This is a genomic window from Chryseobacterium pennipullorum (assembly GCF_003384725.1).
GTDB lineage: Bacteria > Bacteroidota > Bacteroidia > Flavobacteriales > Weeksellaceae > Chryseobacterium > Chryseobacterium pennipullorum.
The window spans coordinates 70,919-92,592 of record NZ_QNVV01000020.1; the positions used below are offsets into that span (position 1 = coordinate 70,919).

At 39.4% G+C, this 21,674-nt stretch carries 17 protein-coding genes; 7 read left to right on the plus strand and 10 right to left on the minus strand.

Annotated features, from left to right (window positions below; all coding sequences use genetic code 11):
• Positions 1–60: 60 nt before the first annotated feature.
• From DRF67_RS18005 to DRF67_RS18020, 4 genes are all read right to left on the minus strand, one after another.
• Positions 61–1,545, minus strand: a complete 1,485-nt coding sequence (locus DRF67_RS18005) for an alpha-amylase (RefSeq protein ID WP_115929690.1) — start codon at positions 1,543–1,545, stop codon at positions 61–63.
• A gap of 4 nt (positions 1,546–1,549) precedes the next feature.
• Positions 1,550–2,302 carry an SDR family oxidoreductase gene (locus DRF67_RS18010; RefSeq protein ID WP_115929691.1) on the minus strand — a complete coding sequence of 251 codons (753 nt, stop codon included), beginning with the start codon at positions 2,300–2,302 and terminating at the stop codon, positions 1,550–1,552.
• Positions 2,303–2,330: 28 nt separating this feature from the next.
• Positions 2,331–2,834 carry a CinA family protein gene (locus tag DRF67_RS18015; RefSeq protein ID WP_115929692.1) on the minus strand — a complete coding sequence of 168 codons (504 nt, stop codon included), beginning with the start codon at positions 2,832–2,834 and terminating at the stop codon, positions 2,331–2,333.
• A 76-nt stretch (positions 2,835–2,910) separates the two neighbouring features.
• Entirely contained in the window at positions 2,911–3,309 is a 399-nt protein-coding gene (locus DRF67_RS18020) for a low affinity iron permease family protein (RefSeq protein WP_115929693.1), read from the minus strand.
• 230 nt (positions 3,310–3,539) lie between these two features.
• On the opposite strand from DRF67_RS18020, the gene DRF67_RS18025 reads away from it, so the two are divergent.
• Together DRF67_RS18025 and DRF67_RS18030 are read left to right on the plus strand one after the other, a co-directional pair.
• The gene (locus DRF67_RS18025; protein WP_228435845.1) at positions 3,540–4,136 is read left to right on the plus strand and encodes a Crp/Fnr family transcriptional regulator; all 597 of its coding nucleotides are present in this window, start codon (positions 3,540–3,542) and stop codon (positions 4,134–4,136) included.
• Positions 4,137–4,183: 47 nt separating this feature from the next.
• Complete coding sequence (locus tag DRF67_RS18030) at positions 4,184–4,405, plus strand: hypothetical protein (RefSeq protein ID WP_123912776.1); 222 nt, start codon at positions 4,184–4,186, stop codon at positions 4,403–4,405.
• 63 nt (positions 4,406–4,468) lie between these two features.
• On the opposite strand, the gene DRF67_RS18035 is transcribed toward DRF67_RS18030, so the two are convergent.
• The 4 genes from DRF67_RS18035 to DRF67_RS18050 form a co-directional block, all read right to left on the minus strand.
• Positions 4,469–4,918, minus strand: a complete 450-nt coding sequence (locus DRF67_RS18035; RefSeq protein ID WP_115929696.1) for a PA2169 family four-helix-bundle protein — start codon at positions 4,916–4,918, stop codon at positions 4,469–4,471.
• Between the two features lie 78 nt (positions 4,919–4,996).
• On the minus strand, positions 4,997–5,563 hold the full coding sequence (locus DRF67_RS18040; protein WP_115929697.1) for a YciE/YciF ferroxidase family protein: 567 nt from the start codon (positions 5,561–5,563) through the stop codon (positions 4,997–4,999).
• Positions 5,564–5,633: 70 nt separating this feature from the next.
• A complete protein-coding gene (locus tag DRF67_RS18045) occupies positions 5,634–6,515 on the minus strand; it encodes a KGG domain-containing protein (protein ID WP_115929698.1) in 882 nt (293 codons plus the stop codon).
• Between the two features lie 340 nt (positions 6,516–6,855).
• On the minus strand, positions 6,856–7,071 hold the full coding sequence (locus DRF67_RS18050; protein ID WP_115929699.1) for a hypothetical protein: 216 nt from the start codon (positions 7,069–7,071) through the stop codon (positions 6,856–6,858).
• A gap of 300 nt (positions 7,072–7,371) precedes the next feature.
• Between DRF67_RS18050 and DRF67_RS18055 the strand changes: the two genes are divergently transcribed.
• A complete protein-coding gene (locus DRF67_RS18055) occupies positions 7,372–8,070 on the plus strand; it encodes a DUF1826 domain-containing protein (RefSeq protein ID WP_115929700.1) in 699 nt (232 codons plus the stop codon).
• A gap of 31 nt (positions 8,071–8,101) precedes the next feature.
• On the opposite strand, the gene chrA is transcribed toward DRF67_RS18055, so the two are convergent.
• Entirely contained in the window at positions 8,102–9,442 is a 1,341-nt protein-coding gene (gene chrA, locus DRF67_RS18060; protein ID WP_115929701.1) for a chromate efflux transporter, read from the minus strand.
• A 434-nt stretch (positions 9,443–9,876) separates the two neighbouring features.
• On the opposite strand from chrA, the gene DRF67_RS18065 reads away from it, so the two are divergent.
• On the plus strand, positions 9,877–10,965 hold the full coding sequence (locus DRF67_RS18065; protein ID WP_165851830.1) for a serine hydrolase domain-containing protein: 1,089 nt from the start codon (positions 9,877–9,879) through the stop codon (positions 10,963–10,965).
• Positions 10,966–11,679: 714 nt separating this feature from the next.
• Here the strand turns inward: DRF67_RS18065 and DRF67_RS18070 are convergent.
• Positions 11,680–13,308, minus strand: coding sequence for a helix-turn-helix domain-containing protein (locus DRF67_RS18070; protein WP_115929703.1), 1,629 nt, complete (start codon positions 13,306–13,308; stop codon positions 11,680–11,682).
• Between the two features lie 439 nt (positions 13,309–13,747).
• Here DRF67_RS18070 and DRF67_RS18075 point away from each other — a divergent pair, with 439 nt between their 5' ends.
• From DRF67_RS18075 to DRF67_RS18085, 3 genes are all read left to right on the plus strand, one after another.
• A complete protein-coding gene (locus DRF67_RS18075) occupies positions 13,748–14,293 on the plus strand; it encodes a hypothetical protein (protein ID WP_115929704.1) in 546 nt (181 codons plus the stop codon).
• 268 nt (positions 14,294–14,561) lie between these two features.
• Positions 14,562–20,864 carry an RCC1 domain-containing protein gene (locus DRF67_RS18080; RefSeq protein ID WP_123912777.1) on the plus strand — a complete coding sequence of 2,101 codons (6,303 nt, stop codon included), beginning with the start codon at positions 14,562–14,564 and terminating at the stop codon, positions 20,862–20,864.
• Positions 20,865–20,983: 119 nt separating this feature from the next.
• Complete coding sequence (locus DRF67_RS18085) at positions 20,984–21,523, plus strand: hypothetical protein (protein WP_115929706.1); 540 nt, start codon at positions 20,984–20,986, stop codon at positions 21,521–21,523.
• Positions 21,524–21,674: the final 151 nt, after the last annotated feature.

A 21,674-nucleotide genomic window follows, 5' to 3' on the forward strand; every position in this document is an offset into this window, starting at 1 on the left:
AATCATCTTGTGGCAGGACTTACAGATGCTTGTATGGTGGTGTTGGAGTGACGGGGATGGTCAGCATTCTGTTTCCCGGTATGGGTACCAGACACTTACCGAACCGGCATTCACCCAGAAGGTTGCGATGCCGTTTTCATCCGTTGTTATTTCCTGCTCTCTATGTTGCAGATAATCTCTGTATCGGGAATGGGCATGCGCTATCCCAAGGTCAACTTCTTTGAAGCCTTCATCGCTGTTGGACAGGATCACCACACATCCCTGATGCGTATCGTCACCCTTGCGGATCCAGGCAATACAGTTGGGATGATCAAAATAATTAATCTGTTCGCCATATGCGAATTTTTGTCTGGCCTCCAGGAGTTTGGGCAAAGCTTCCACTTTCGGGATCACAATATGGATTTCTTTATCCTCTTTTATGTCTTTGTATTCTGCGCCAAAAAGATCTGGATAAAAAACACAGGGGTAAGCATCTTCCGACATCAGGATAATAGAATATGCCAACGGTTTAAACCATTCCTTTACCGCGGATTCCAGTGCCTGCAGCTGCTGTGTATCATGGTTCTCCACAAATGACACTGAAAAAACGGGCCTTTTTTCAAGAAAGCTTCCGTGTAAGATGCGGGAGAGATCATAATGTGGACCTTCCTTTGAAGCCTCAAAAAAATTATAATGCAGGGGAGCATCAAAGCATGAAATGAGTCCATTCATCCGGTCTGCAAAGTAGGAAATTTTTTCAGCTTCATCTTTCCAGAATTCACCTAAAACATAACAATCGGGATTGAGTTCCGTTTTGATATAGCTGATCCACTCTTTGAGAAAATCAGATGAGATATGTTTTAAGGCGTCCAGACGTATCCCGTCTGCCTGGGTGGTCTCCAGATACCATTTGATCCATTTTTTCATTTCCTGTACCACGTGAGGGTTGCGGTACTCAATGTCAGCTCCCATCAGATAATCATAATTTCCGAACTGATGACTTACCGCATCGGTCCAGTCTGTTCCATATTCGTTGTGTATTTTAAATATGCCTTCTTTTTTCCCGCCTTCCCGGCTGATGATATCAATGCCGCTGAAGCACTGGTGGTTCCATATAAAATCTGAGTACCGGCCCTGCCTGCCGGGGAAGGTGAATTTAGTAAAGGCTGATGCTTCCATGGGCTCGCTGATGATCTCATTACGGTTCTCGTTATGGACTTCATGCACGGTAATAGATTCCTCTTCATCACCGCCCATTCTGTGGTTCAGAACGACGTCTGCATAGACTGACAATCCTACGTCATGGGCTTTCTGTATTGCGTTCAGGTATTCTTCTTTTGTTCCATACCGGGTGGCGATACTTCCTTTCTGGTCAAATTCCCCGAGGTCATACAAATCATATACATCATATCCTCTTCCTTCTTTTCCGAGGCTGCATTTTGTAGCCGGAGGAAACCAAACGGCAGTAAATCCCAGATCTTTCAGGAATTCTGCTTTTTCTGAAAACTCATTCCAAAGGTTCCCTGAGTGATACCAGTGGAAATACTGAATAATAACACCGTTCATACCATTATCCGTTAACAATTAATCCGCCGTTGGGATGTAAGACCTGTCCGGTAATCTGTGCTGAAGCCTCTGTGGCAAGGAACAGGAAGCTGGCAGCGATCTCTTCTGTAGAGGCATTGCGCTCAAGTGGCGGTTGGTTCTGATTTTCCTCTTCTTCACCAAACGTCTTTTCGGTGAGCGGAGTGGCCACGGGTCCTGGCGCTACCGCATTTACGCGTATTCCTTTCGGCTTGGCCTGTAAAGCCAGAGAACGGGTAAAGGATACTATGGCCCCTTTGGTCGCTGAGTAATCCAGAAGTTCTTCGTGCCCCAGATAGGCCACTGCAGAGGTCGTGTTGATGATTGAACTTCCCTGTTTAAGATGTGGAAATACACATTGGGTAAGCAAAATCATACCGATTATATTGGAATTAAAGGTTTTTCTGATGTTTTCCTCTTTTAAGCCGGTGATGTCATCTGATGGAAACTGAGTTCCTGCATTATTGATCAGAATGTCGATGCTCCCGAATCCGGACACAGTCCCATCTACCACATGCCTGCAGAATTCACTATCATTAATGTCTCCTTCAAATGAAATCGAACGGACCCCGGATGCTGAAATTTCCTTTTTGGTTTGTTCTGCATCTTTTTCATCATGATAATGCACAAATGCAATATTGGCGCCCTCGTTGGCGAAAAGTAAGGCTATCGATTTTCCTATTCCGCTGTCGGCACCGGTAATCAGAACATTTTTGTTCTGTAGTTGTAAATTTTTCATATATTTTTTGGTGTTGTTTAAATATTTTTTATGATGACGCAGCTACCTGTTTTTCCATTTCCACTTTCAGACATTCCAGTATAAATTCGCTATAGCACAATTGTGCGTCTAATGGCTCTTTTCTGTGATAGAGATTCATCTTCCTGGAAAGAATAATTTTGTTTTTGTAGGCAAAGGAAAAATAAGCATACAGTTTATATTCAGATTCTTCAACCGGGGTTGCGTATCCGGTGACTGCAATTCCCCAATGGGTATTGAATAGTTCTGATACATGTAAGGCCATTGTCTCTGCAATCTTCCGGGATACACAATTGTACTGCCGGGCCTCCTTCTCATCGACACGAAGCAGGTTTACCTTTTCCTCAAGGGTGTAGGTGGTGAGGCCCCCTTTAAAAAGTTCTGAGGCATCCTTAATCTGTGAAAATGAAAACTGTAAAAAGCCTGCTGTGACACTTTCGGCTGTGGAAACTGTTTCATTATGCTCCTGCAAATGCAGGCCGATAAATTCCAATATATCTTTTTGGAGATTCATAATCGTACAATTGAATTAGGTGGAACGTCAAATTTTAAAAAATGTTCAGGCTTCAACAGGGATGGATGGCGAAACTCTATTTTCCTACCGGTTTTTGAGAGTGATCCTTTTTTTTCTCATTCAGCTTTCCGGTCTTTTCGTATAGTTTATGCAGCTCATCAAGCTCATCTTCTGTGAGGTCTTCTATATCTACGATGCGGTTGCTGGCTTTTTCGTGAGCTGCAATAAGCTCGTTGAGCTTGATCTGGATTGCTTTTGAATCCTTATTCTGTGCTTTCTGAATAAGAAAAACCATAATAAAAGTGACAATAGTGGTCCCGGTATTGATCACCATCTGCCATACTTCTGAAAATTTAAAAAACGGGCCCGTAGCAGCCCAGATCATAACCAGCGCCACTGCCCCGATAAAAGCCGCCGGGCTTCCCGCAAAACAGGCAGCCTGATCTGCAAACCTGTCAAAAAAATCCTTTTTCATAAATCGCTCTTGTATTTGTTAATTGAATAGCTGATCTCATCAATCATTACCCTAATTTCGGAAATAAAAACTGCTGAGAATATGATTTGAATCAACTGAAGGATGGCTAAAAAAGGACTTTATATTATGATCAGGATCATAGAAGTATGGCCTGTAATACCATACCTTAGTTTAACAGAGTTCATCGCTTTATGACCTTCTGCCAATATAACAATCCAAACCTATACATCATGCTAATTCCTGTAGACCTTTTGTATTCCTATGGAGCAGAAACTGAAATTCTGGATCCGTCGCATATCATCTTCAGGGAAGGGGATCATCCGAAATACTATTACCAGATTGTGGAAGGACGGATAAAACTGAACTACTACGATCCGGATGGCAGGGAACTTATTTTGGCCATTCTAGATAAAGGCCTTAGCGTATGCGAATTGCTTCTGTTTATAGACAAAACATATCCCGTTAATGCAGTTACCTTTGAAAAGTGTGTTGTTGTAAAACTTTCGAAGAAAAGTTTTATGCAATTACTGGATGAAAATCACCATGTTTCTAATGATATCAATAAATTTTTGTCGGAAAGACTCTATTATAAATACATTATGCTTGAGAACAATTCGTCCCTGCGGCCTGATGTAAGAATCCGGGGTGTTCTGGATTATCATAAAAGCTTTAGTAAAGATCCGGAAGAGTTCTCCTACGAAGTTCCGCTAACCAGGCAACAGCTCGCTTCTATAACAGCTTTGAGAGTAGAAACTGTAGTAAGAACAGTTAAAAAGCTGGAGAAAGAATATTTTCTTAAAATTAAGAATGGAAAGATTTATTATTAGACCTGAAACCGGTGAATACCTATACAAACAACAAAAAATTAACAGCTATGAATATTTCCTATTACGATTTTCAAAACCTGCCGGATGATATCAGATATGATATGGTGATTAACCAGGGGCGCTTTGTGGAAGAAAAGATCATCGACAATTTAAAATACTCGCTCTATGAGGTTTCCTTTTTTTCGGTGGAAGTTATATACAATATATCCAGCAATAAAATAACAGGAATGAATGTCTTTGAGAACAGATCTGCTTACTTTAACGGATAGACCTTTTACAATGGACTATAAAAAAGAGAGCTCAATGGGCTCTCTTTTTCGTACGGTATAAGATCACTTTCTCTCTTCCAGATTTTCAAACTTAGCATAAGAAGATTTTAAGTGGTGAAGATGATCAGAGATCACCCGTGAACTTTCCGGGCACAGGTCTCCACTGTCTAAGGCATCCTGATAGGCTTTTATAGCGGCGTTTTCACCGAATACCACGTTTTCCAGGGTAGACTCGTCCTTATCCATTGCGAAAGAGTTTTTCACATCAATCCATGCTCGGTGCAAGGCGCCTGCCATACTGGCTGTATTGTCTACATCGCCGCCGCGTTCCCTGATCAGCCCGATGAGATCGGTTTTCATCGTCTGGGATTGGGATACCATCTGATCATAATCTTTTTTCAGTCCGGTATGGGTATCCCAGACTTTATCCTCTACTTTGGAAAATCCTTCTATTCTGTCGTTGGTGATGTTCAGTAAATCGTTTAGTACTGAAACTGTGTTTTCGTTATTCATATTGTTATTTTTGGTGGGTTAAGTCTGAGTTTCTGGATGTACAGTTTTTTCATCTGAAATAAGTCGCTGCTTTCTTTTTTAATCCTCCTGTTCGGCATCGAGATTGATGTGGGTCTCGGCAATCTCCGTCAGGTTATAATCTGTATCTTCCTCTTCTTCAAGAGTTCTTTCAAGCAGTTCTGCAGCTTTGTCGTGTCCCAAAGTAATTGCCAGCTGAACCAATCCGCCGTAGGAAGCTATTTCATAATGTTCTACCTTTTGGGCAGCAATGATAAGCGCTGCATCACGCGTCATAGATCCTTCTTTTGTAGACTTTATAATTTCTTCGCCTTCTTTGATGATTCCTTCAATGGCTTCACATTTTTTCTTTTCGGGTTTTTCACCAATCAGACCAAAGACCTTTTGGAGGCGGCTGACGTGCTTTTTAGTTTGCAGTTGGTGGTCCTCGAAAGCATCCTTTAGCTCTTCCGTTGTAGCAGCTTCCTGCATTTTGGTCAGGGCCTCGATGATCGCTTCTTCGGCATAATGAATATCCTTAAGAGAATCTACAAAGAATTTCTTCAGAGATGAGCTCTTTTCGGCAGAGCTGCCAGGCTTCTTTTCAGCAATAGGAGAGCCTGTATGGGTTGTATCTGTTTTTGCCATGATTTTATAATGTTAAATGATTAAAAGATTACCTCTTTCTTTTACAAAAGAGGTAATCTGTAATTATAAATTATGAATTACGTCCGCCTCTTGATCCGGATCTTCCGGACCCGGAGGATCTTCCTCCTCCATGAGAAGCCTGTCCTCCCATTCTGGCAATTCTTGTACGTTCGGATTTGCTCATCGAAGCAAAACCTCTTCTAGAAGTCCCGTTTCCAGATCCTGAACCTCTGCTGCCGCCGGAATTAGAACCTCTTCCTCTTCCTGAACCGCCACTGTTACCGCCGGATCTGGAACCTGAACCTCCACTATTGGAGCCAGATCTTCCTGATCCTGAATTAGAACCTGAAGATCTTCCTCCTCCATGAGAAGCCTGTCCTCCCATTCTGGCAATTCTTGTACGTTCAGCTTTACTCATCGAAGCAAAACCTCTTCTGGATGTTCCGTTTCCTGATGAAGATCTGCCTCTTCCTCCGCTTCCGCTTCCGGAACCTGATCCTGATCCTGATCTTGAACCTGAACCTGAGCTTCTGCCTCTACCTGAGCCACCGCCAGAATTTCCTCTGCCACCTCTGCCGCCTGACGTGAATCTGCCCTGGCTGTCTCTTTGCTGGTTGTTGGAATTTCTGCCTCTGTTTCCGCCTCCGGAACCTCTTCGGCCTCTGTTGTCGTCTTCGTCGTCATCTTCATCTTCGTCATCATCATAATCCTCGTCATCATCATAGTCATCGTCATCGTAGTCTTCGTCATCATCATAATCATCATCGTTTTCATCGTCATAATCTTCGTAATAATCCTCATAATCTGAGAAGTCATCATCATAATCTTCGTCCTCTGATGCATCGTTAAAACCATGGTCGTAACCTAGCTGATACACTTCTTCAAGGGTTGATCTGTCTTCATTGGAAGAATTGCTCCTTGAGCTACGGTTGTTTGAATTTCTGTTGTTCATAACTGAATTTTTTAAAATTAATATTTAGTGATGGTTTTACAGATCCGTGACTAGTATAAAATCTGCAAAAGGGTTTATTTAACTGTTCGTTTGGTGAAACTGATCCCTATTCTTATGGTTGTTTGGCAGTGTTCATCGATAGGAGATATTTTGTCTCATTGAGTAATGATGATCCTGCCGTAACGGAATATTACGGTTTATTAGTAGTGATTGATCACTATAAAAACATAAAAGGTATTCTAAAAAAGAATCTATGGATACGGTCTACTTATAGAGATCGTATCAATTCCGTTTTCATGCCTTAATGAAAACGTTTTATCCAAAACGGATAGAAAAAGAATTATTTGCTGTCCTTAATGGAATCAGCATCATACGCTGTTCGGCCCGTACAAGGAATCTGATCTGCCAGAGTCATCACGATCTGCGCAGTATCACAAACTGTATTGTTTCCGGTATTGAATGGGTCAGTAGGGGCAACTTCTGCCGATTGCCGGTCTTTTATGCAATTGACGACAAGGTTGTCCCTGAATAGGGGTAATAAAAATAATGATTTCATAATAATAAATTTGTGATGGGTGTGATTCAAAGGTATAGAGATCTTAACCGCTCCTTTATGATTCACGTCATAAATCGCCTTATTTGCGATAATGTGGTACATTTCGTGCTATTGGAGTGTGGATTTGAACGATTTCTATATCGCATGTACATACCTGTATTGAAGTATCGATACAGAACACAATATCCAGTGAAATATTCCCCCGGTTTCTTACATAAAAAAGAAGCTGACTGATAGGATCTTTCTGACTATTCCGTATTTTTGCGGACGATCAGATCACTTAGCTGGTTATTCTTATTTATGAACGACACATTTTCTGGTTGTAATCAGGTTGCAAAGGTTTCTTCTTTTTCAGAGCTAATCAATATCCGCTTTCAGGACGAGACGAATGCCGCTTGCTGGGAAAGAAAGCTAAGGGGGAACTTTAAAGAAATCGTATCCCGGCTGCAGCTTAAAGATAATGTGACCGAGGTTTCTATTGAAGATCTTTTGGCGCTTCAGCTATCAGATGAAGGCGATGCTGCCAGGAAAGTGATCTTGGAGGATATACAGCTGCTAGCTGATTTCGGGGCGTCACCGTCTCTTAATCTGCTCAAAAGCTATGAACGGGATGAAGAGCTTGATTTCATTTCGACAGATGTATATTCTTATCATGTTGATCGTTCGCCCGTTCCAACAGATACATTCCTCTGTACCTACCACGGAACAGCAAGTGATATCCTGCCAAATGATCAGGCCATGCAGAAAATTCTTATTCCTGAGATCCGGGAGAAACTCAAAGTATTGCACGGTGGACCGGAAGACGAATTCGAAGCCTTTCTGAAAGAATATTATTTTGATCTGCATTATCAGCCCAAAGCAGATGCTCAGCCGATTAACTTGGGCGTAGGACATTTGTGGCGATTAGCAGTAGATCATCCGGAGCAGCAAGTCTCTGCCAGTGTTCATAGAGCTCCTGTTGAAAATGATGGAGAATACCGGCTGCTTTTGATTTGCTGATCATTATCACTGCTGGCCGTTGTATTATTTTCTAAGCGAAATTGAATAAGTATTTCAGTACGCCGAATCCCAGACTGATCAGTATCAGGTAAATCATGTTAAGTTTATACCTGTAAAGCAAGACCACCGAAATAATGATCCAGACCACTGAAATCCAGTTGATATTGCTTGCAGCGACCGCCTGACTATTGAATAAAATCTCCTCACCCAAATAAAATGCAAGATTGATAATCACTCCGACTACCGCTGCGGTTATTAATGATAATACACTTTGGATTATTTTATGATCCTGTGTTTTCTCGATCAATGGAGCCCCCATGAAAATAAGAATAAAATTGGGTAAGAAGGTAAAATAAGAAGCGATAAGCAATCCCACGGAGCCCATGATCAAAGAGCCCCCGAAATGGTTGTAACCCGCCATGAATCCGACGTATGATAATACAATAACCAACGGTCCGGGTGTCGTCTCGGCTAAGGCAAAGCCATCGATCATCTGGGCTTTATTGAGCCACATCAGTTTATGAGTGACAAGGTTGGCGACATAGGGTATAACGGTGTAGGATCCTCCAATTGTTAAAAAAGCAGCTTTGGTAAACAGTAAAGATGAATCTTGCCAGAATGCAGGGTCCATCAGAAAGTAGGAAACCATTAAAAAAGGGACTCCCCACAACGTTAGAAAAACCAGTAGCTGTCTGGCCATTTTCTTTGCAGAAATCTTAGGGCTGCTTTGGTTGGAATTCACAAAGTACAGATCTTCAGGAATATGATTCTCAGCTTCTCTTTTACGTGCCTTGGGAATCAGTAACTTGGGGAAAATAAGATTGACGGCAATTCCGAAGATAATAATTCCGAACAGGATATAAGGCATTGAAATTTGAGCGAAGTAGGATAATGCAAAAGCCATTGCTGCCACGAAAAAATGAACGGGCGTCAACAGAGATTTTTGGCCTACCTTCCAGGTGGCAAACAGTATAATCGCCAAAACCGCTGGCTTTAATCCGTTAAATACCGAAGTGAGCAGGGGGGTATTTCCATAGAGGGCATACGTCAAACTCAGTCCCAGCAAAATGCACATAGAGGGGAGAATAAAGAATAAACCAGCAATTATACCACCCTTTATACCATGGAGTTTCCAACCGATATAAATGGCCAGTTGATGGGCTTCAGGGCCTGGCAAAACCATGCAGGCATTGAGTGCGTGATAGAATTTAGTAGTGCTGATCCATTTTTTTTTATCTACTAAAAAGGCATGCATAATGGTAATATGACCGGTTGTTCCTCCAAAGCTGATCCATCCCAGGATAAACCAAAATTTTACGGCTTCTGAAAAAGAAGGTTCCGGGACCCGCTTTTCGTGTGTAATCTGTTGCATTTATTTTAATTTTGGGGGACAAGACAGATCATTGAAAAGCCGCCGGTGCCCTTACATCATTGATGAAGTAAATCCTGATAGAATGCCAGGAAAGATATACCCAAATATAAGGTTTTTAGGGGACTTAGACACAATTTTGAGCAAGTTTTATGGGTCGGATACCGTCTTTTTTACGTGTATATCTTAAACCTCTGTTGTGGTCAAACTTGAAGCATTTTTATTGAGTAAGGATATTCATGGATAGGTGGCGATGAAGCTTTAAAAAAGTTATCCCGGATATTGTAATCCCGAGTCTTTCTATTATTGATAATGATTTGATACCTAATGAATTATTGTTCCATGAATCAATGATAATAGGGATAACTTATCGATTATATTCCTATATTTATAACTATTTATTACACCCAGTGATCAGGTTCAGAAATTCTGTAATTATGAAATATACATTATCATTGATACTCCTCTGTTTGCTTGTTTTTTCAAATAGCAATGCACAGATCATGTCCTTAAGTGGTAAGCCGATCAGTAAAGAATCCATGGACAGGTTTCTTCAGCATCAGCTGGATTCCTTAAAATTGCCGGGACTTTCGATCGCTTTTATTAATGAGGGGAAAATTGTGTATGCTGATGAATTTGGGTTTTCTGATATTGAAACACAGGCAAAAGTAAAATCGAATACCATATTCGAAGCAGCTTCGATGAGTAAAACTGTCTTTGCTTATTTTGTCTTAAAACTGGTTGATAAAGGGATACTGAACTTAGATACCCCCTTGTTTCAATATTTAAAAAATAATGATCTTGCCTATGATGAAAGATATAAACTGATCACAGCAAGAATGGTATTGTCTCATACAGCAGGTATGCCTAATTGGAGAGAGTGGGACCTCGCTGATCCTACGCTGCATATAAAAAAAGGAGATCTTTATCTGAAATTTACACCGGGCACAGGATTTTCTTATTCGGGAGAAGCCTATCAGTATCTGGTCAATGTTGTTGCCCATCTTCTGAACAAAACACCACATGAATTGGATTCTGTTTTTTATGACCAGGTCTGTAAGCCGCTTACAATGAAGCATGCCTATTACTGGTGGAATGATTATATCCAAAAACATAGGGCAACAGGGTACAAGCAAAAAGAGGGTGTCAATACAAAACAGCCTGTGAAAAAGTTTGAAGAGTTTGGTGCTGCCGGTACTCTTAGAATCAATGCGGTGGACTATGCCAGGTTTTTGATCGGATTAATGAATGAAAAAGGGCTATCGAAAAAAAGTGCTGCCGAAATGTTTAAAGCACAGGCTAAAGTACCGGACTGGGACGATATAGATGATTGGGGATTAGGAATAGGAATGAAAAAGACAGATTACGGAATGCGCTATATGCATAGCGGGGATAACGGAGATTTCACAGCCTACTTTATCATGTACAAAGACCAAAAATCCGGATTTGTTTTTCTGACCAATTGTAACCGTGCCGGGGATCTGTTTGAAAAGCTGGAGCCTTACTTTTCTAAGGGAACTCTTTAATATGAATCTCTACCAATCACTTGAACCAATCTGACTGTCATCGAAAAGGAGATGCTTTTTAAGGGACTTATACTATTCCAAATGTTCCTGTTGAATGATGAACGACGGGCTAATAATAACAAAACTACCGCAGCTGCACTGGTTTTTATGACCAGGCTTTGGAGGCCTTTTAATAATTATTAGAGTTTTATAGTGGGGAGAATCTACTTTCCGATACAAAAAATGAATAATCCTGACTGTCAGTAGATTAATTCACCACGAGGGGTAAATAGGGTTCTAATTTTTTCCAACTATTAATAACTATAACAAAGATACTAATATTTTGAAAACAAACCAATTATAACTTAAAAGTGAATAATTCACTTTTTCAACAGTACGTAAAATTTCCCATCCTAACTTCAAAAAGCAAAAAGGCCAAAATGACGAAATATTTGTTAGAATGTATTGTATATATTTCCGTGTATCTTGTATATTATTTTTAAAACTAGCATTTCTATATGAATAATTATCAAATTACGAAAACATGGAATACCCCTATTTTGTTGCTTTTCAATGTATACTTTGTAAAAATTTTTAAACCAAATTTTGATGCATTCGAGATAATAGTTTAGCGAGTTTTGAGGTACCCACTCTTTATTTCCGGTATCTTCTATGGCTAAGAAAACCTTATCTTAGGTTATAGCGAATCCATTGTTATAGCACAAATAAAATTTTTTAGCTGGCAGAGGCTTTTAGTTTCTCAATGAAAAAGGATGGTGTAACACCATGTTCGTTTTTAAAGGCTGATACGAACACTTTGTATGTAGCAAATCCGCTTTCATCTACAAGGGTACTTATTTTGTATTCTCTGTAATGTGGGGTATTGTAGAGTTTATCTACAATAAAATTGATTCGTAATCCATTGATGTAATTTGAAAAATTTTTGCCTTTTTCATTCTTGATTATTTCAGAAAGGTATTTTGTATTAGTGTTGAGATTATGTGCAAGCCAAGGAAGGCTAACTTCTTTTCTCAAATATTTTTCAGATTCTTCAAACTTTTCAAGTTTCTCAAGCAGTGATTTGACAGTATCATCCGGTATGCTTATAGAACTTTTGGTTCCATTGTTTCTAGTGATTTGGGAAGACTTTAAAGAGTAATTTTCCTTTCTGCTGTTTATTTTAAAAATTATTTCTTCGTATTTCTTATGAAGAATCTTATTCTTATATCTCCCATAAACGATTACAGTTATTACCAGTATAATTGAGATTACTGAGATACTCATAATGATAATATAAACTTTTTTTTCATCTGCTTTTTTCGAATCTGAAACCAGAATATTAAAGGATTGATCAGCACTATTTTTTTCAGCAATCCTGATGCTATCTTTAAGATTAGAATATTTGTTCATATATAGCTTTGAATTCTTTGTATCACCCAGTTCAGAATAGGCAGTGGCGAGAAACTCAAAAGATTCAACTTTATTGTTCGGATCTGGGAATTTTTTTTCAGTATTTAAAGCTTGAAAAGCATATTCTATTGCTTTTTTGTAATCTTTCTTCTCTATATAAAGCCAGCTTAACTGATTGATTAATATCGCATTGTCTCCTTTGTGTAGATTGTGGTTATTCACAATATTCAGGGCATCCATTAGGTATTTTTCGGCCATTGCTAAATTTTCCAATTTATCAGCCTCCTCTAAATAAGAAATTGCTAAGCGAACATAATTGAAGGAAATAATATCGTATTTTTTCTCAGTTGTTATCTCCTTACCATAGTTTCTGAGAAGTTTTGCCATTTCAATACTTTTGTTATGGTAATTTTTCACAGAATCGTTGAAGGTCTTATTTTCCAGTCTTTTATTGAAAAAATAAAGAGAAGTGTTCTGATAAATAAGCGCTAATGTATAATTTTTAATGTCGGGATCATCAATTTTCTTGGCGTACGTAGCTGCCGTTTTGAAATCTTTTAAAGCGGCTTCATCAAATCCAAGATATCCCAATGCTAAACCACTTGAACGATAAATATTTGCCATCGTTCTCACTGCCTGTGGGCCCGCATCAATCTTTTTCAGTTCAGTGGCAAGCTTAATAATTCCCTTATTGTCATTTTTATCTAGATAAATATCTATTATACGACGACCACTTTTTAAAATACCCCATTTATATCCTATTTTTTCAGATTCGGCTTTTAACTCGTATAAAGCTTTTTCCTTTTCAGTATTAGAAATTTTAGAATTGAATCTGATTTCTTCCAGTTTTATGTCAATAGCCTCGGTCTGAGATTTAGTTCCAGATTGCCTTTTTTGAGCACCGGCTGTATAAATAGAAAAAAATAGAATACAGAGGTAGAGTGATTTTTTCATTAAAAATGAGTTTATAATTTATTAATAGTTAATTTTTAATGCCCATAAATGTTTATTTGCAAATTTATAAGATAAATTCAGAAAAAGACTTCTGGGCTAGGAAAGAGGGCTAATTTTAAACGTTTGAATTGTTAGTTTACCTAATTTATTGACAATCATGTTGCTTTATTTGTAAAATAAGAAAATACCCGAAGGAATAATTCCGAAATAGCCAACTGTAACTTTTGTCGGGTGATTGTGTTTGTCTTAATATTGTCTGTGTTTATAATGCAAATGTCCCGGAACATTGTTTTAGATACAGTTGATCTATTGTCATTGACTGATCTGCATTAAAGATAAATATGTTTGAAGGATTATATTAATCAGTGATGATTGATAATTGATAAGAAAATTATGTTCCAACAACTAATCAATATCCAAAAGCTTGAAAATACCGGTTATGATAAAAATAACAATAATATCTTCTTCTCTGCTAGAGAGAAAGTATTATCTATTGATTTTATCTTTTATCCTTTCACTATTATCAGTTGTAAAAGCAGCTGAAATTTCAGATGATAATTCTGGCAAAATATTTATATCTGGTGATGCAAAATTTATAGTTTCCGAGGATACCATATTGCATGGTCATGTTGTAGTTGTTCCTGCTAGGAAAATTCAGAATACTTTTAGAAAGCCAAAATCTAAACCACTAAAAGCAAAATCATTGGAAAAGAAGATAAGGAAGATGAAAAACCTTTCTTATGATGATACAGCTAAAATTATTCCTTCCCGCAGTGCGGAAGATTTCAATACTGGAACTTTAAGGATTAAAAAGCTTTCTATACTAACCCGTTATGACTTCAAATTATATGCTGTTGTCATTAACAGTATTGTTATACTTATTCTTTATTTTTTTGCAATTATTTTTATTCGCATATATAAATGCATAATAATTCTGGTGCTCGATGTTGGGCATAATTTTCAGCGTCCTCCACCGGTTTATTGATCTTCTTCAACAATTCTCTTTTATCATCTATTCTTATAATGTCACTGTATTATAAAAATAGATTATGGTAAATTCCTAATTGGAAATGATGTTATTGATGCAGATTTAATCACGATAGAGTTTCTATTGACAAAAGTATTGCTGATTTCAATTTTAAAGTTGCACCGATATTTGGTGATCTTCAATAAACTATAGCAACCTCTTACACTTAGATCTTATTGTGTCTATACCATCTAAACTTACTTAACACACACAACAAATAAATACAATGAAGAAAAATAAACTTCTTTTTTTATTCATATTACTCTTTCTAGGTAATATGATCATTTACGCACAATGTAGTGTAAATGCGGGGGGAAATGTCACAATATGTGGCACTTCCTACACCTTGCAGGGAAGTTCTGGCAATACAAACGGAACCCTCATATGGACGCAAGTCTCCAAACCATCCGGAGCGCCCGATCCCGTAATAAGTAATGTGAATTCCTTAACACCGAATGTTACAGGAATGACATCGCCGGGTAATTATGTATTTCAAGTGGAACAAGATTGTGGCCCGTCTGGCTTAGCAAGTTCTCAGGTGACCATAACAGTACCGGGAGATTCGTCAGCATTTACTGCAGGTCCGGATATTACAAATGTTAATGCAACCACTGGTTCTGTAACATTGAATGGTGTTGTACCTGCCGGATATACCGCATCATGGACTGCCTATAATATTTATAGGTGGGAGAGGAGTAATATAAAAACAAATCAGAACTCGCAGTTTAGCTCAACAACATCAGCAACAACAACGTTTAGTCTTATTAACAAAGCAAACCACGATATTGACCCGGCTTATGTAGTAACATTGAGAATAACCTCTACGATCAATCCGAACTGTTGGTTTGAAGATACGGCTATTGTACGCTTTATTCCGAATCCGCAGATACTGCCAACAGTATCAACTTCCAAATGCGTTTCCAATGGAGGAAGTCATTTCATCGCACTTCAGAGTACATCTCCGAAGTTCTCCACGGGGTATCCCTATTCACCAGGGTCTTCAGGAAACTTTGGTACAGTGGTTACCATGAATGTTACTAGCCAACCGTCGGGGGGGGATATAGCTTATTCGAATATTTATGATAATAATATATATTTTACTGGTGTCAATGTTATAGGTGTTTACAAATTTACTTTAACGGTTACTAATGCAAACGGAACTTACACAACACCGGAATTAACCTATACTTATAATGGTACACAGCTTAATCCGGTAAATTTTCTTATAGCTTCCAGACCGGTGCAGATGATGGTTTATGGTACAGGTAATTCAGGCGGGGAAGTTCATTGCGGTTATGCGGGCTTGTCAACACCCATTACATTTTATTATACTATTGATCCTGCCGATAATCCTGCTACGATCAATACAACTGCAGTTTCCGCAGGTATTATTCCTCCGGGAGGGGCACCTGTTGTAACAAACGGAGGTGGAGGTACAGCAACAAGAACGGCTACCGTAACACCACCATCGGGAGGCTGGCGCGTGGGAACGTATAAGTTCACGATAACCAGAAGCAATGCTGGTGCTTGCTCGGCTACACAAAGTTATTATATCCATATTTCAGATAACAGCCGGCCGAATGTAACAGTACCTACTACTACAGTATGTTACCCCGGGTCAGGTGTTGTAACGGCAACAATCCCACTGCCTGCAGTATATAAAGGAGTAGCAAATACCAGCTATTTTCAGGATTTTGACGGCCGTTACAGATTAACATTGGTTTCAAAACCTGCAGGCGCTGCGGACCCAGTATTTGAACCTTATAACAGTACACTGTTTACCAATGCAACTACCACAATCTCTAACCTGAATATGCAGGGGGAATATGTATTTAGAATAAAAGCAGATACTTTTAATTCAAGTGTAGGAGCATTCTTAGATAAAGAATACGCCTGTTCAGGAGCTTCCTTAGACAGTACATTTTCGGTATTTGTATCAGCACAGGTAGGAGCTAATGCAGGATCTACTCAAACACTGATAGGAACTTCCCAAACAACTTTCAATGCTAACAATCCTGGAGTAGCGACGGGTACATGGACATTGCTGACGAAACCTGCTACTGCTATCGAACCGGTAATTGTGGCACCATCGTCTTACAACACCAGTGTAACAGGATTTAATACTCCGGGTACCTATACATTCAGATGGACAGTGACAACAGGAGGTGCATGTTCCAGTACGAGTGATTTGACGATAAACGTTGTAAGTGCTGCGGCAGGCGGTGTATCCGGAGCAGATTTCTGGGTTAAATCTGACGATGCAGGTGCTATTGCAACAGCATGGAAAGACCATTCTATTAATGCAGATGATATTCCGAATATAGGGGGAGTGATGCTGTCTCCAGCAGACAGAGCACATAACTTCCATCCATATACAACAGGATACACGAATGCAAAGGTTTTTCAGAATAATAGCTCAAAAATAAATGTTTCGGCGGTTACTAATCCACCATCCAACTATTCGTTGTTCTCGGCAGTAAGACCCACGTCAATAGCTGCAGGACGTATTATAGGGCTTGATGATGATAACAATGCAGCGGATCCAAGTATTTCTATTAATGCTTTGGGACAACCCAATCAATATGAATATTGGAATAATGCTGCCGGAGGTGTAGCAGGAACAACCAGTTCTCATTTTTCTACACCTTTCCTGATAGGGACCTCCAATATTTTCTCTGCAACAGCAAATAATTATACAAACTATGGCGGTACCTCTATGATTTCTGGGGGAGAAAAAAGATTGGGACTGAATGGTACTTATGAGAATTTTTCGGGTTTTGCCGCTAACAATACATTCCAGCTTGTATCTGATAATTTAAGGATCGGACATTCCTCGTGGTCAACCGGCTCACCTGCGATTGCTGGTGCTTTCCCTGGGGATATTATGGAACTGCTCTGGTTTAATCGTTTGTTAACAACCAACGAGCAATCAAGGGTGAACTCATATCTTGCTGTAAAAAACGGTACGACTTTAAACGAAAACTATCTTGCTACCAATAGTAATGTGGTATGGGACAGGGCTACGAATAACGGATACAATAACAATATTTTTGGTGTTGCAAGAGATAATATTACTTTACTACATCAGAAACAGTCTGGTAGTGTAAACGTCGGACAGAAGCTTGTAATTTCTACAACGGGATTTGCTGACAGTAATGCTGCTAACAGCACAGGTTTGGTTAATGATCTACAATTCTTGATGACAGGAGATAACGGCTTGAAGCAGAGTCTTATTACGCCATTGGTTTATACTGCAGGTACTAACGGAGCAACCAATTACCGTTTTGAATCTATTTGGAAAGTACAGAACTCAGGAAGTGTAGGAACAGTAATAGTGGCATGGCCAAAAGGTGTGAAGAACCTTTACCTTGTACAGTCTCCGGATGCTGCTTTTGACGGCACCGATATCTTTACGCCAATGACTACGGAAATTACTGTAAATGGTACAGTATATAACACCGCGAATGTGACCCTAGGAAACGGGCAATACTTCACCTTTGCTGGTTTTGGAAATGCACCGGGAGGAGTTGTCAACGGCCTGTCTTATTGGTACAGAGCTGATAAAAATGCTACAAATACAGGAGCTGCAACGGACGTGACAGGATGGACGGATGTATGGAACGGAACTACAGTTTCGCAGTTGGGAACCAATGCGTTACCAAAGTATACGCTAGGTACATCTTCTTATTTCAACTATAACCCTGGAATTAATTTTACTGCAGTAACCCAGACATTGGGGAATACCAATGTACAGACTGTGTCCTCATTGGAATTTGATATTTTCACGTTGACAAAAGAAAATATCCTTGGAAACGGAGCCAACAACAGGCTTTTCAGTTCCCTAGTTGACAATAATTTGCCTTCGGGTGCTATTGAGAGGTGGGATGGTATTGGATTAATGACTGATCAGGGATATCCCAATTATATCGAAAGGGTAAATAATGCTTACGGCGCCAGATATTTGGCAAATCCAGGAAGTATCAGCCGCTCTACCACGATACCTAGTATCATGTATCACAGATTTACCGATCTGACAATCTCAAAAGGTCTGAACGGTGCTGCTAATGGTAGTAATGGTACCCATACCGCTAGAGGATTGATGAATGGGGGACATGCCTTCGGTGATACCCGTTTTTCAGGTAACGGAAGCGATAATGGTGGCTTTACTGGTAATATAGCGGAGACGATCATCTACGGTGCCGGCAATTTAACTGCAACCGAACGCCGAAGAGTAGATACTTATCTTGCCATCAAGTATGGTATCACCCTAGGGCAGGTAAATACAAGCCACTATCTGGATGCAGATGCTGCTATTGTATGGAACGGTGGTACCAATACCACTTATAACAACAATATCTTCGGTGTGGCAAGGGAAGACATCGGACTTTTTGAGCAAAAAGTTTCTACATCTGTAAATGCAGGAACGATACTTACTGTGGCAACCATCAATGATTTTGTAACCCCGAACAATACTGCTGCACGTACAAGTTTTACTAATGACAAAACATATTTCTTATTGGGAGATAACAATATTACAACAACCGGATTAAGTAGCATTACTATAAATGGCTTTACAGGTGCTTCTCGTATCCCAAGAATATGGCTGGCACAGCGTACCAATACGAGCGGTACAATATACTTCGGGGCAGACCTTTCTTCTTACGGGGCAGGTTTTGAAGGTGGAGATCATGTAAAAATGATCATCGCAGACGACGCAGCGTTTACCACTAATGTATTGTACGTTAACGGAACCTACGATGCTACTACCGGAAAATGGGTACACAATCATAATTTTGACTCAGAAAATGCAAACAGATATGTTACATATGCGGTAGTGGATGAGGTGTCTTGTACAACAGGTTGTAATGATAACACTTACCTTAATGCAGTAGATCCTAATACAATAGAGTACGATAACCAAATTGCAAGTGACATTGCGATTATGGTAAAAGAAAAAGATGATACATTTAAGATGTGGGGATTTGCATCATCTCCAAAGACTGATCCGTCTAACTCAAATGTAGCATTAGATCTTTTAGTTCCAACAGCTATTACACCAGCAAATGGCTTTACCTATACCGGTACGCTGCTAAAAGTGACACATACTAGTAATCATGCCATTACCAATTCAGTTTTATTAACTACTGATGGGCTTTATACATGGGGTTCGGGTGGCTATCTTATCAGTAACACTTTTAAAGATACAAATACAGGTACACCTGCCTTTAGTAAAATAACTGTTAATGGCAAAGCAGATGGCCTACCTCCGGGAGTTTCACCAACAAATGTGAAAATGATGTTTGGTAATAATACAGGATTAGTCATCGTAACCTGTTCTGGTGCAGCTTGGGTATTGACAAGTGGTATAGTCTCTGAGTATTATGGAGACGGTATGCCAGCAACCACAGCTAATACTAGAATCTGGCACCGTGTGAAAACATCTGCAACAGAAACTCTAGAGAATGTCGTAGCAGTACGTGGTTCAGGTTATGCTAAATTTGCTTTGACCTCTGAAGGTAGGCTTTATACATGGGGGCTTTCTACTTATATCGGTGATGGAACTGATAATGCAACCAACGGAACAAATAGAGCCTTCGCAACAGAAGTGGTTGTTCCAAATGGTGTAATCCCGAAAATGATTGGGATTGCAGGGCGCAGTACTTATTACCTTTTGGCAACTAATGGAAAGCTCTTTGGTATGGGAGATAACGGATCATATCAATTAGGTGATGGCACTTCAACCAATAGCAACATATGGAAAGAAGTAACAGCTAATTCAGGTGGTCATTCATTGGGTGGTAATATCGTATGGATTTCACCAGGTGAACATTCTGCTTTTAGTGATTCATTCCCATCAATAAATGTATTGACCAACGACAAAAAACTATGGGGCTGGGGATCTAACCACGAATATAAGTTGGGTCAATCTAATGCGACAGGTACAGGCTATGGACCTGTCTATATGCCCGGTAATATGACCAATGTAGACGGAATGGGCATAAATAATGAAATCATTGCGATAGAAACAGGTGGGAAATTTGCAATCAACTATAAAAACGGTACTCCTTATTTCGGTTTTGTAGGTCGTAGCAGTTACGGAACAATAGGGAATGGTACTACAGGTATTCCTTCTTTCCAGAAGTATACGTATAATACTGGGATTTTAGATGTTTGTATGGCTGCACCAGCCGTGACAGTTTGCTACAAACCAGGAATTACTATTGGTACTTCATTGGATACCAAAGTTGGAATTACGTCTCTTAACAGAGCTGGAGTTACAGACATTGACAATTGGCCTATGACCCGTAAAGGTGGATGGTTAGCACTGGAAGCTAAAACCAAAGGTTTTGTACCAAACAGAGTAGCATTTGATGCATTAGGAAACCCAATCGGAATTCCGGCTTCCAACTTTGTAGAAGGTATGATGGTATATGATACTACGAATAAATGCATGAAGATGTATACCTTACAAGATGGTAATACATCCATGGCTTGGCATTGTATCTCTACACAAACCTGTCCAGATTAGATTTTTCTTGTTATTATGAGTGGAGCGCGGCGGAGCTAAAGAACCTTTTCTATATAAAAGATATTTCGACTGCACTGCGCTTCGCTCAATTAACGATTAACATTAAAAAATAACAAAAAATGAATAAAACAATCATTATAACATCCCTGCTAATGTTGACGGCAATTACAGCAAAATCACAAATTGCCATTGGGAAGCCGAACGTAAGCAATTCTTCAGTTTCTCTAGAATTTGCCTCTACAGAAAACAGAGGGCTTATTCTTCCTTATATATCCGATAAAACTGGTATTACTGCTGAAGGAAGCATTATTTATGATACTACAGACCACAAAGTGAAATATTTGAAAGATTCTGGGATTTGGGCTAATCTTAGTGAAGATGATAGTACAGCGGCCACCATAGGAACGGCAGACCTGTCTATACAAGGAGCGGATAAAACAGAGCAATCTACAGCAAAGACCGCCATCGGAACCAACGGAGCAACTAATACCACAAATGGCATTTTGGTATTAAGCGATACAGATAAGGCGATGATCTTACCTAAAGTGGCAAGTCCCCATCTTAATATTATTAATCCCGCACCAGGAATGATGGTGTATGATACTGTGAAAAAGCAGCTAGCGGTATATAACGGTAAAGTTTGGAGCTTTTGGAAATGATTAAAAACAAAGGGTTATAGTAATGAAACTTCATACAATCACCACAATGTGCAGCAGTATTCCTTTATTTACTCCAAGCTCCAGATATTTCTTAAGTACGATATAGATTAAACAATCTCCCAAAAGTAATGGGTGAGAAAAAAACAATATT